The organism is Rothia mucilaginosa ATCC 25296 (genome assembly GCF_000175615.1).
In the GTDB taxonomy this organism is placed as follows: Bacteria; Actinomycetota; Actinomycetes; order Actinomycetales; family Micrococcaceae; genus Rothia; species Rothia mucilaginosa.
This window is the reverse complement of sequence record NZ_ACVO01000015.1, coordinates 438,788-451,746: the sequence shown is the minus strand read 5'-3', so window position 1 is coordinate 451,746 and position 12,959 is coordinate 438,788. Positions and strand designations below refer to the sequence as shown.

Sequence of the window (12,959 nt, the reverse complement as noted above, 5' to 3'; positions counted from 1 at the left end):
TGCTGGCGAGGATTACGGAGACGCAGACGAGGACAGAAAATAGGGCGCAGAACAGCCCCGGTACCGTAAAGTACCGGGGCTGTTCTGCGCTATACGGGTGAGAACCTCGCGGAGAGAAACGTTATGTTAGGAACCGCAGCGGGGCAGGGAATCATCCGGGGTGCCGGATTTAATCGCCTCCACCGTCTTCACCGCCTCATCCAGGGTCGACACCGGCACAACCACCATCGTGCCGCGCACCTGACCGGCGTGATAGTAGTTAAACAGGTCGGGGTCCTGCGCCTGCATCTTCACAATCGAATCGCAGTTCTCCTTCGGCGCCAAGAAATAGCGCGCACCGTAACGGCCCGTCGCCAAGATCTTGTACTTGATACCGCCAATTGCGCCGACCTTACCGTCAGCATCAATCGTGCCGGTACCCGAAATGTAGCTGCGGTACGGGTCGCCTCCAGCGTCCTCATCGGCGAGCAGAGTACCCTCGCTCAGCTTATCGACCGTGCCCAGCGCCAGCATCAGACCGGCGCTCGGGCCGCCCACACCGTCCAGGTTGTACTGCACGTGCGCCGGCAGGTCATAGCTCTGCTTCAAACCCGCGCCCAGAATCCAGCGGCTATTGTCGCTGGAACGAACCGGGGTCAGTTTAAACGTCTGCTGCGTGCCGTCACGTTCCACGGTCACGTCAATCGGCGAACCGTTCGAGGCGTTCACCGCCTTCGGAACATCGGTGAGGGTCTCAATCTGCTTCTCCCCCACCTTCACGATGCGGTCATCAGCCTTCAGCGCACTTGCCGCCGGGGAACCCTCCACCGTGGAAAGCACCTGAACCTTCTCGGTCACCGCCATCTTCAGCTGGCGCATCGCCGCGACCTTCGCCTGAGTCTGCGAATCAGCCATCTGCGCGCCGGTCGCCGCCGTTGCCTGCTCATGGCTCACGTGCGGGTACAGGGCATCGGTCGGCACCACGAGGCTGCGGTTACCGTCAAACGCCAACCAGCCGTAGAACGCCTCCGCACCGGACAGCTCCGTGTACGGGCCGCCCGAAACCGACACCGTGGTCATGTTCATTTTGCCGAACGTCTTATAGCTGGGCGCGCCAGAAACCTCAATGACTTCCTTCTCCTGGTACGTTCCGAGCACGTCAAAGAGCGGGCCGGGACCCTCCTTCACATAGGAACTGGGCAGAACAAAAGCACCAGCCAGCAGGGCGCACGTCGCCACAGCGCTCACCGAACGCAGGTTCACGCGGCGCGGTGCAAAACGCGAACGGCGCTTGGTCGCCTTCTCATTACTCTTCACGCTCGCGGAGGCGGCGTTCGGCTGCTGCTCAGCATCAGGGGTGGACTTAGTCATGGTTTCTACAGTACCGGATAAACCTGCTTTTCAACACGCGGGCGGGCACTGTGACAACACGCAGGCGGGCACTGTCACCCCGCTAAAAATAGAGCAACCAGGAGGCGTTCACGCTCTGACCCGCGCCGCGCTGTGTCAACACCGCACGGTGACGGCGGCACGAAAAAGCTCCCAAACCCCGGCGCCAGAGACAAGCTTGTGAGCCCTCAGCTGATTAACCCGCCTCCACAGCAATGGCACGGGAAATTCTCAGCAAAAATCGGTAGGCTGGACAGCGAGCGGGCCAGCTACGCCCACCCCCGGATTACGAAAGGCTTCACATGTCTGAGAACCCCACCGGCGGCGCCTCCAACGAGCGCGACCCCCTCGAAGAATTCCTCAAGAAGATGCAGGAGCAGGGCTTCGACCCCTCCGCAGGGGCAACCGGCCAGGGCGGTAAGGGCGCCTCCTCCAACGCACAGAACCCCTTCGGCGCGCTCTTCGGCGAAGGCGGCCAGAACCCCTTCGGCATCAGCATCGACCCCGAAGACCTGAAGAACATGGGCATGGGCTTCGACCCCGCCATGATGCAGAGCATGTTCGCGCAGGTACAGGCAATGTTCTCCGGCGCGGGCGCATCCGACAGCCCCAGCGGCGTGAACTGGGATAACGTGAAGAACCAGACCCGCCAGATGCTCGCATCCATGGGTGAAGACCCCTCCGTACCCGAAAACCTCAAGCGTGCAGTGGAAGACGCAGCGAACCTCGCCGACCTCTGGCTGGACGCCGTAACCACCGTTGAACGCCACAACCACCCGGTGCAGGCATGGTCCAAGGCCGAATGGGTTGAGCATTCCTTCGACTCCTGGCGCGAAATGGTCGAGCCGGTCGCAGCCGAAGTCACCCAGTCCATGGTCATGCCCGGCGCACCTGAAGACGTGCCCGAAGAGATCTCGCAGATTCTCAACAGCGGTTTCTTGAACAACATTGGTTCCGTGATTTTTGGTGCGCAGATGGCTCAGGCACTCGCGCAGCTCGCCGGTGAGGTGTACTCCTCCACCGACGTGGGTTTCCCCCTCGCGCCCGGCTCCTCCGCGCTGCTGCCCAACGGCTACCAGCAGCTCGCCGACAGCATCGAGGTGCCCCCGCAGGAGGTCCTGCTCTACCTTGCCGTGCGTGAATCCGCGCTGATCCGCCTGCACAAGGCAAACCCCTGGCTGCGTGAAGACCTGGTCCAGCTCGTGGCGCGCTACGCCCGCGGCATCCGCGTGGACATGAACCGCATGCAGGACGCCGCATCCCAGGTGGACATGAGCAACCCCGACGCCGTACAGGAAGCATTCGAAGGCGGCATGTTCAGCCCCCAGCGCACCGAAGACCAGGAACTGGCGGTACAGCGCCTGGAGGGTCTGCTCGCCCTCATCGAAGGCTGGGTATCCGTCGTCACCGAGGATGCGACCCGCAACCTGCCCAAGGCACCGCAGCTGACCGAAATCATGGCGCGCCGCCGCATCGACGGCGGCCCCAGCGAGCAGGTCTTCGAGAACCTGGTCGGCCTGGAACTGCGCCCGCGCCTGGTGCGTGAGGCACAGCAGTTCTGGCGCTGGTACGAAGAATCCCACGGCATTGAGGCGCGCGACGGCCTCTGGGACACCCCGGAGACCCTGCCCACCCCCGCCGAGCTGGAAGACTTCACCGCATACGATGCGCGCATGAACGAAATCAGCCTGGACGACGTAGACTTCGACTCGGAGCTGCAGAAGCTGCTGGACGGCGGCTTCGGCGACGCGCCCGAAGAAAAGTAAAGCTGAGCCAAGTAACGCTGAGTGAAGTAAAGCTGAGCGGCGAAAGTAAATAGCTGACACCTCGAGCGGGGGTGGCTTGTACATTCACAAGCCACCCCCGCTCGAGGTGTTTCGGTTAGTTTTTGATTCTTTGATTTTCGAGAAGCGCTTTAGTCGGCTGGATTTTAGCTGGCGGGATTTTAGTCCGCACTGTTTTCGCCGTGCTCGCCCCGTTCACCTTCAGCACGCGAGCGCCCCAGCGCGTACCCCTCCAGGTAGGCCTGCGCCCGCAGCAGCTGCGGGTAGCGCGCCTCCAGAGAACGGAACGCCGCCGAATGATTCGGCTGCAGCAGGTGGCAGAGCTCGTGGTGAATCACCGAATCCAGCACGTACTCCGGTACGCCCTGTAGCTCCGAGGAGATGCGAATCTGCGTATTCGCGTAGGTTGCCGAGCCCCAGCGCTGACGCTGGTTGCTCACCCAGCGAATCGACAGCTTCTCGAGCCTGCCCGAGGCGACCAGCTCCGGCAGGTGCTTCTGCGCCAGATGCAGGGCACGGGAGTGCAGATACTCGTCCGTGACCGTCAGCTGCGTGGCACGCTCGCGGCGGGCGGCACGACGCTGAATGCGCGGCAGCAGGCGGGCAATATGCTCGTCAATCTCTTCGCTCGTACTCGCGGCGGGAATGAGCAGGCGGTAGGCGGGGTTGCCGTGCTCGTCCACGCCGTCGCGCTGCATGCTGATGGTGCGGGTGCGGCGCGCCGAGCGGACCAGCTCAATCTGCGGGCGGTCCTCGGTGGCGGGCAGAATCTCACGTTTAAAACGCTGAGCCATAGTCTCCTCTTCCCTTCGACGAACGGCGAGCCTGCATCGAACCAGGCCGTGCTGAGCGGGCCTGGCTATACGAGGAGCCAGCGCTCTCAGCCCTGCGGCGGCGCTTCGCCGGATCAATATCGTCCAGGAAACGCGAACGCTTACGCTGACCACGACCACCCACTGTGCGGGTCATCGTCCAGGTCAGCCACAGGTACTTGCGGGCGCGCGTAATGCCCACGTACAGCAGGCGGCGCTCCTCATCCACCTCGTCCGGGGTGGTCGCAAAAGTAATGGGCATGAGGCCCTCGTTCAGGCCGCACAGGAACACGGCGTCCCATTCCAGGCCCTTAGCCGCGTGCAGGGAGGCGAGGGTTACGCCGTTGACCTGCGGTGCGTCGTTGAATTCGCTGCGGTGGTTCAGGGTCGCCACGACCTCGTGCATGGTCAAAGGGAGCGGCTCGGGCACGCCCGGGCGAGGATTCGCGCGGTGCTCCTGAAGCTGCTCTTGGCGGTGCTGCGCCATCATATCCACCATATGCACCAGGGCGGCGAGGGACTCCCACTTCTGGCGGGTGGCGCCTCCCGAAAGGGGGCCTTCCTCCTTATAGCCGAGGCCGCCGAGCACATCGCGGGTGTAGCGGGTGACGTCCTCGGTACCGTCCGTGGACTTCGCCGAACCGCGCAGGGCAAGCATCGCCTGCTTGACCTCGGGGCGCTCAAAGAAACGCTCCGCGCCGCGCAGCTGGTACGGAATGTGGGCGGCAGCCAGCGCAGACTCAATCGCCGCCGACTGCGCGTTCGTGCGGAACAGCACCGCAATCTCCGAAGGCGGCACGCCGTCCTTCTCAATCAGGTCGCGGATATCCTCGGCAATGCCTGCCGCCTCCTGCTCATCGTCGGCATAGCCGAACCACTCCACATCCACGCCGGGGCCGCGCTGAGACATCAGCTCCAGCGGCGGCGCCCACGAATGCGGGCTCGAATCCGGATGCGGACGGCGCGCCGCCAACAGGCGGTTCGCCAACTCCACCACCTGCGAATGGGAACGGTAGTCGCGGGTCAGCTTCACCGTGTGCGCGCCACGGTACCGGCGCGCAAAATCCAGCAGGTAACGGCTGGTCGCGCCGGTAAAAGAGTAAATCGTCTGGGAGGCGTCGCCCACCACGCAAATATCGTCGCGGCCACCCAGCCACACATCCAGCAGACGCTGCTGTAGCGGGGATACGTCCTGGTACTCGTCCACCACAAAATGGCGGTACTGGTTGCGGACGGTCGCGGCGAGCTTCTCGTCCTCCTCCAGCATGGCGATGGTCAGTAGTAGCACGTCCTCAAAGTCGATGAGGTTACGCTCATCCTTCAAATCCTCATACGCCTGGAAAATACGCTGCATATTCTGCGGGGTAACCGCCGAGGGCAGCTGCTTCTCGCTCAGGCGCTGCATGATGGTGTCCGGGGTGAGCAGCTGAACCTTCGCCCACTCAATCAGCGACGCCAAATCACGCAGCAGGGAACGATCCGTACTGATGCGCAGACGGTTCGCCGCCTCCGTAATGAGCGCTGCCTTATTCTGCACGATGGACGGGAACGTACCGCCCACCACCTGCGGCCAGAAATACGCCAGCTGACGCAACGCCGCCGAGTGGAAGGTACGCGCCTGCACGCCATACGCACCCAGCTGATGCAGGCGGGTACGCATCTCCTCCGCCGCGCGCAGGGTGAAGGTCAGGGCGAGCACGCGCGGGCCCTGGTAGCGGCCAATCGCAATACCGTAGGCGATGCGGTGCGTAATCGCGCGAGTCTTACCGGTACCGGCACCCGCCAGCACGCGCATGGGGCCGTCCAGCTCGGTGGCGACCGCACGCTGATCCGGGTCAAGCCCGGCGAGGATATCGTCTGCGGAGATCATATGCTGAGGCTGCTGAGGTGTTGCGGTCATAATGCTCCATCAGTAAGGCGGGCGGTGCGGGCAGGCGGCATGCGCTTGCACGGGCATACGGGCATGTGTGTATGCGGGCGCGTGAGGCGGTGATAGCCGGTCTTCCATTGTATTCTCCCAGACTGTGTTCTCCAGACCCGCCGTGGCTTCTTAGCTGTTGCTTTCATTCAGAGCGTGAGGAACCCGCCTCTTTTGGAGTGGGCAAGTAGAAGCTCAACAGGCAGCGCAGGCGAGCACGTTTAGGCTTGTCCACATGTATCTTCACCACTTGGCATAAAGATCCCAAAAACTACTAAACGGCACACATTGGTTTGGTAACCTTAACCCGTGACTTTATCTCCCCTTCAGCTAGCAGCCATTGTCTCCGCCGGAGTGCCCGGGATTTACCCCGTCGGCGCCGAACCGGTCCGCGAAGACAGCGACGACTTCGACTCGGCAATCATCGCCGACTCCACCGGTCGCCGCTGGCGAGTGCGCGCCCCGCGCCGCCCCGACGCCAGCATGCGCCTGGAAGCTGAACACCTCATCCTGCAGTCGTTCAGCCCCGGCCTGCGCGCACGACTGCCCTTCGCCGTACCCACCGTCGCCGGTACCGTACCCTACGCGGGCGGCAACGTGTTCGTGTACACGCACATCCCCGGCACCATATACGACGTGGACCAGCTCGCCGAGCTGAGCCGCCGCGAAGTTGCGGCGAACCGCCCCTCCCTAGCGTCCATCATCGCCAAGGACATTGCGACCCTGCACGTGATGCCCGAAGACATTATTTACGAAGCCGATTTGCCCTCCTACTCTTCGGAGCAGATTCGCCTGCGCAAGAACGCCGAGCTGGAGCGTGCCGCCGCAACAGGTAAGGTGCCCGCCGACCTGCTCGCGCACTGGCGTGCTGTGCTCTCCCCCGGACCAATGTGGCAGTTCCGCCCGCGTGTGGTCCACGGCGACATGGGCGCAGAGAACCTCGTACTGCACGTGACTCCTACGGAGGCGCGCATCGTGGAGGTCACCGGTTGGTCCGATGTGCACGTGGGCGACCCCGCGCAGGACTTCGCGTGGCTGTACTCCTGCCAGGACATCAACTTCACCGACGAGGCCATCGAGGTGTACCGCCAGCAGATGCCTCAGTTGCCCGACGCCTACCTGGCGCAACGCGCGAACTTCTACGCAGAGTTCGCAATCGCCCAGTGGCTCACCCACACCGTGGAGGTTGGCGACCGCGACGGCGCAACCCACGCGGTGTCCATGCTCCTGGACATTCAGGACGACCTGCGTGCCTCCGGCGAACTGCTCGGACAGGAGGAGGTCGGCCCGCTGGTCGGCCCCGCCGAATAGATATTGGTCGGTCCCGCCGAGTAGCTCATAAGGTAAGTAGCCGCCAGGTTGTTGCCAGCCAGGGTGTCACCTGCCGCATAGGTTTTTCAGTTCAGCCCCGCAGTACTGCACTGCGGGGCTGAACTGTATCTACTGGGCTGTATATCCGCTGACTCGCGCCCGGTGAAACTAGCTCTCCTGACTGTCTGTCACTGACTGTCTGCCAAACCGACGGGATGATGCCTATAAGGGCTAGTGGAGGGGCTTTAGTGGCCTTTTTGACAAAATTTCTTTAAGTGTTTCCCCTCACCTTTTGAGCACCAGTTTTGCATTTTTGTGCATGAATGACTCAGATTAAGGCTGAGACTTGAAGGTGCGCTAAAGGTGTTATTCACAATATTTCCCAGGTGCTAATACGCCACAAACCCACATAAACCAACTTTTGATTTCAAGAGTCCACAGAGCATCAACTTCACCTTGAACTATGCTCAAAATAATGCATTTTAGGGTAAAAACTTACCCTGTAGATTTTTTCAAAAACTCCTGGAATACTTTTGCTGTGCCGCGAGAAAACCAGCGGACACACTCCCCATAGCGCACTGACCAGCGCTGATATCGTGGCAGCGATAAAGTGGGGAGACAGATTGGACGGGACCCTGACCGGTCATGTCAGACCCGAGCCGGATTCATGCACCGCGCAACCAATCACCGATGGCAGAAATCTATAGAGTTACTTTCGAGGTTGTGTTTGAGAGTAAAGACGCACGCAAACCCCACGGGGCGCCGGCGGCGCGAGTGAGGCCGCGAGAGCGGCAGTCGTTCGGCGCGATTCTTTCCCGGAGCGTGCGAGGGCACGAAGTACCTCTATAGTTCTTCAGCGGCTGAGGACGCCTCATCACCCTAATGCAGTGGGGTGAAGAGGCGTCCTCTGCCATTAACCGTAAAAGTCCGCGCAGAAAAGCAGCTCACGAGGCGCAACGCCTACGTGAGCTGCTTTTCTCTATTCGGTGACAGTAAGCGCTAGCACGCGAGCGCCGCCCGCCCGGCGCTGGGAGATTCGCTGTTGAGATCCGCGACCTAGCCCTTGCGCGCCTCACGGATCACCTTCGCCAGCTGCGCCTCCGTGGGCAGGCCGCCGCGGATCTGGTGATCCCACACCTCCGCAACGCCCTTGCCGCCCAGGTACACGAACACGGTGCTGATACGCTCCGGGTCCATACCCATAATGCGGGAGAACGCGATGCGGTACAGGCCCAGCTGGAAGCGTCGAGACTGCATGGTCGCCATCTTCGGGCGGGAACCGCTCTTCCAATCCACCAGCACCCAGCGTTCGCCGTCCTCGTCCTCGGTGCGGAATACCGCATCGATACGGCCGCGCAGGCTTACGCCCTCGATGTGGGTTTCGACCGGGTATTCGACCGCCCAGATGCGGTCCTTCCACTCGTCGCTGCCCCACTCGCTGGTGGCGAAGCGCTCCCAGAGGCGCTGTACGGAGGCGTCCAGTTCGCTCTCGGATTCCTCGAAGTCGTCCTCGAAGGTGAACTCGTCCTGTTCCTGCTGGTCAGCCGGATCTACAGAATCAGCAGGCGGGGCGGAGGCGGCAGCGGAACCAGGCAGGTCAACGCCCACCGTGTCCTCCGCGTCGGGTGCCTCCAGCGGGTCGGCGCTCGGCGCCACCCCGAAGTGCTCCTCAATTAGCGCGTGCACCGCCGTACCAATCGTTGCCGCACGCGAGGGACGCTGAGGCACCGGGCGCATCAGCTGATGCACCGTGCCCTGCGGGTCCTCGCTCAGGCGAATGAACGTGGATGCGGACAGGTGCCCGGGCAGCTGATCGTTCAGCACCGGGTCGGTCTGACCCATCATGAGCAGTAGCAGGTCGGCTTCGCGTTCCCAGTCCACCGCCTGCTGGCGCAGGGATTCGGGAATGGCGGATGCAGAGTGGTTTGCGCTCTCCCCCGCTGCATCCCCGCTCTGGTGCAGGTCGTCCTCCCCCGCGCCGACGGCAAGCTCCACCGCCAGGGCGGCACGCTCCACCGCCTCGCGACGGCTCGAGGAGTTAATCGCAATCTCACGTTCCAGCTGCTCATGCTGGCCGCGGCGAAGCACCGCCTCCGTGCCCCGGTTGAGGGCATCATCAGAAGCCCAACGCCAAATCACGGGGCGCTCCAGCGGGTCAAAAGGCCACATAGCGGTCAGCACCGCACCCAGGTTCGGGTTCCTGTCCTCGTAGTTCTTCTGGGCGAACTGGCCGCGCACCTCAATCGGTAGCGCCGCCGCCACCGTGGGCGAGAAACCGGGCTGAGGCGGTTGCGCCTCACGCCATTTCTCCCGTTCGGTGGCTTCGATAATCCATTCGGGCACCGGCAGGTTCAGGCGGGTACAGTTCTCCGCCACCGTGCGTGCTCGTACGGAAGGAGCCGCCAGCTGCCAATCCTGTGCGAGGGCGGGGGCCATGACCTCAACCAGCGCCCACGCGTAGCGTTGCACCTGCTCGACGTAGGTTGCCCGAGCGTTCGCGCGCGCCTCCGCCTGTACGGGAGTGAGCTCGTCAGCGTCTACGGGATAGAGTTCCAGCTCTTCCAGCAGTGCCTCCTCATCGGGGGCAGGCGGCAGGTTCGAGGGGTCCACGACCGTACCGTGCACCAGGGTTACCGGCTCCACCAGGCGGTACTTCGACTCAGCCAGCTGCTCAACCCAGCGGCGCACATGGTTCAGGTGCACCTTCTTGCGCTTATCGGCGGGGTTCGGCATCGTGTACGACAGGCCCATACCCACCAGCTGCGGCGCCGCCCAGGGGGTATCCATCGTCTCTTCGAAACGCACAGAGGGCGCATCTAGACCCACGAACGGGTTGAAGAGCATCTCCAGCAGCTCCTCCCAGAAGGGCTGCACCGGCAGGGGGAGCATAGCGGCGCTCTTCCAGCGGTAGGCGCTCAACGCCAGCAGGTTACGGGCACGGGTCATCGCCACGTACATGAGGCGGCGGTCCTCCATGCCGGCATGCTCGGCGGCATCGTCCTTATGCTCGGCCAGGTAGTCTTCCAGGTCCTTCGCCTTCTCGAAGGCGGTAATCTCCTCCGGAGTCTCAAGGATCGACGGAAGGTACTCGCGGTCGCCACGCAGCGGCCAGGGCAGAGCCGCATTAGCCGACATCTGCCACAGGTTCGGGGTCTGCCCGCCGGTCGCACTACCGCACAGGCCCGGCAGAAGCACATGATCCCATTCCAGGCCCTTCGCAGCGTGCATGGTCATCAGCTGCACCGCGTTCGGGTCAGGTTCCACGACGCCCAGCGCCAGGCCCTTCTCCTCGTCATCGGCACGTTCAAGCCACGCGAGGAAGCCCATCACGTAGCTCACGCCGCCCGAAGACAGCAGGAAGCGGCGCGCACCCGGGTCGCCCTCCTCCGCGCTCACGCCGTCAGAGCCGGCGTAAATCATCGCGTTAATACGCGGCGCCGACATGCCGTAGGCAGCGGCAACCTCGTGGAAAGCGTCCAGGTTCGCGCGTGAACCCAGCGGGTCGGTACCCGGGCGGACCGCCAGCTCAATATCCAGCAGCGTGGTCCGCTCAATCTCGTACAGCAGCGTGCCCAAGTCCTCACTCAAACCGGCACGCAGCACGCGCATCTGCTCGGCAAAAGCACGCAGACGCTCCAGCGCCGCCGGGGAGAAACGGCGGCCGCGGTACTGCTCACCGTAGAGGGGTTCGCCGTCCGCGCCATCCTGCGGCAGGTTCTCTACCGCCTCGATCAGGGAGGCGTAGCCGGAGGAATCCTCCACCGCGCCCTTGAGGGTTTCGTCCAGGCGCTCCTGGGCGGCGCGCAGGTGCTCTGCCTGCAGGTTGATAGCAGCTGCGTCGGCGTCTTCAGCCTCGGCGAGCATACGCAACGCCATCTGCTCACGCAGGGCACGCTCACGCTCACGCACCAGCGACTGAGCCCAATCGCCCAGCGCCAACATATCCGCCGCGCCCAAACGCCAACGTGCACCCGTCAGCAGGCGCGCCAGAGCATCCGAACGGTTCGGATCAGCCAGCACACGCAACGCCGACACCAAGTCCACAACCTCCGGCTGGGAAAGCAAACCGCCCAAACCCACCTGCTGCACCGGAATACCCAGGCGCTCGCACTCCACACGAATCGGGTCCAGCTGACCGTGCACACGCGCCAACACCGCAATCTCAGGCATCTTCAGATGCGGACGCACCGAACCATCACCGGAACGATGCGCCGCGTAGGCGCGCTCATACTCGCGTACCGCCTGCGCACGCATCGCCGCAATACGCTCGGCAATAGCCACAGCCTCCTCGCGGTCAGAGTCGTGGTACGTCAAATCAACGCGCCCCACCATGCCCGCGGCCGCCTGCTCAAAAGCGGGTGAACCAGGCTCCCCAACCAGGGCGCAGCGCGGGCGCAGGTCAGGAACCTGAGCGGCGGTAATATCGCCGTCGGCGGCACGCACCCACTCGGGAACCTCCTTCAGCTTCTCCGCCACGTGGTTCGCCGCGTTCAGCACCGAAATGTCGTTACGCCACGCGATGGACAGGAACAGCGGCTGCACATGCTTAGTCGGGAAATGACGGTAGAAGCTGAACATCTGACCGTCCGAAGCACCACGGAAACCGTAAATCGACTGCTTCGGGTCACCCACAGCCATCACCGGATGCGCCGGAATACCCGCCGCCTCATCGGCACCGTAAATCGAGGAGAACAAGCTCATCTGCGCGTGCGAAGTGTCCTGGAACTCGTCCAGCAGAACCACCTTGAAGCGGGCACGCTCACCCTCACGAATCGCCGGGTCAGCCTCCGCGATGCGGGCGGCAAAACGCATCAGGTCGCCGAAATCCAGCACCTGCATGCGCGCCTTCACGCGGGCGTAGCTCATCGCCATGCGCGCGTACACTCGGCGGTTACGCAGCAGACGCTGGACCTTCAGAATGTCCTTCTCAGTCTTCGTCTCACGGCGAGGCTCGGGCACCGCCGCATACGCCGCCAACTGCTCGGTGCAGAAGTCAATAACCTGTTGCGGCTCCACCAGGTGCTCCGCGCACTCGTCAGAAAGCTGCAGCATCTGGTTAATCATGGTCGCCGCAGACACCGGCACGCCGTCCTTATCAAGGGGAAGCTCCCCCTCCCAGTACTGCACAATCTGCGCGGCAAGCTGCCACTTCTGCGCATCGCCAAGCATCTGCGCGTCCTGCTCCACTCCCAGGCGCAGACCGTACTCCTTGACGAGGTTATTCGCGTAAGAGTGGTAGGTGAGCACGGTCGGGTCAGCGATGCCCTCACGCAGCTCCTCATCGCTCGGGGCGACGCGGCGGCTACGGCGCAGAGTGTTCAGGCCGGCACGCATACGGCTGCGCAACTCGGTTGCCGCCTTGCGGGTAAATGTCACGCCAAGCACCTCTTCAGGGCGCACAAAACCGTTGTCGACCAGCCAAATCACGCGGTCAACCATGGTCGCGGTCTTACCCGAACCGGCGCCCGCGATGACGAGGGTCGGGGCGGGGCCCGCCTCAATCATGCGGACCTGCTCGGGGGTCGGCTTCTTACCGTCGGCGCCGTTGAGCATCTCGGCAATGTCGAGGGCACTGCGGTAGCCCGCGGGCTTCAGCGCGGGGTCGTTCGCGGCGGCTTCAGCCGAGAAGAGCACGCCGTTGGGCAGCTGCCAGCTATTGTGCTCGCACCACTGGGCGGGGGTGAGCATGCCGGTGCCAGAACCGGGGTGAGCGCCGGGGTTAGTAGCGCCGTATGCGCCAGAGTCAGTCATGATTCCTCTTCCTCA

Annotated in this window: 6 protein-coding genes; 2 read left to right on the top strand and 4 right to left on the bottom strand. The window is 63.3% G+C overall.

Annotation, left to right across the window (positions count from 1 at the left end; translation table 11 throughout):
- Positions 1-126: 126 nt before the first annotated feature.
- Positions 127-1,350, bottom strand: a complete 1,224-nt coding sequence (locus ROTMU0001_RS05400; RefSeq protein WP_005508545.1) for a YlbL family protein — start codon at positions 1,348-1,350, stop codon at positions 127-129.
- Positions 1,351-1,670: 320 nt separating this feature from the next.
- Between ROTMU0001_RS05400 and ROTMU0001_RS05395 the strand changes: the two genes are divergently transcribed.
- Entirely contained in the window at positions 1,671-3,134 is a 1,464-nt protein-coding gene (locus ROTMU0001_RS05395; RefSeq protein ID WP_005508544.1) for a zinc-dependent metalloprotease, read from the top strand.
- Positions 3,135-3,313: 179 nt separating this feature from the next.
- On the opposite strand, the gene ROTMU0001_RS05390 is transcribed toward ROTMU0001_RS05395, so the two are convergent.
- A complete protein-coding gene (locus ROTMU0001_RS05390; RefSeq protein WP_005508543.1) occupies positions 3,314-3,946 on the bottom strand; it encodes a M48 metallopeptidase family protein in 633 nt (210 codons plus the stop codon).
- Complete coding sequence (locus ROTMU0001_RS05385) at positions 3,930-5,864, bottom strand: ATP-dependent helicase (protein WP_005508542.1); 1,935 nt, start codon at positions 5,862-5,864, stop codon at positions 3,930-3,932. Before ROTMU0001_RS05385 ends, ROTMU0001_RS05390 begins: the two co-directional genes overlap by 17 nt.
- 327 nt (positions 5,865-6,191) lie before the next feature.
- Here ROTMU0001_RS05385 and ROTMU0001_RS05380 point away from each other — a divergent pair, with 327 nt between their 5' ends.
- The gene (locus ROTMU0001_RS05380) at positions 6,192-7,193 is read left to right on the top strand and encodes a phosphotransferase (protein WP_005508540.1); all 1,002 of its coding nucleotides are present in this window, start codon (positions 6,192-6,194) and stop codon (positions 7,191-7,193) included.
- A 1,056-nt stretch (positions 7,194-8,249) separates the two neighbouring features.
- Here the strand turns inward: ROTMU0001_RS05380 and ROTMU0001_RS05375 are convergent.
- The gene (locus ROTMU0001_RS05375) at positions 8,250-12,944 is read right to left on the bottom strand and encodes an ATP-dependent DNA helicase (RefSeq protein ID WP_005508538.1); all 4,695 of its coding nucleotides are present in this window, start codon (positions 12,942-12,944) and stop codon (positions 8,250-8,252) included.
- Between the last annotated feature and the right edge of the window lie 15 nt (positions 12,945-12,959).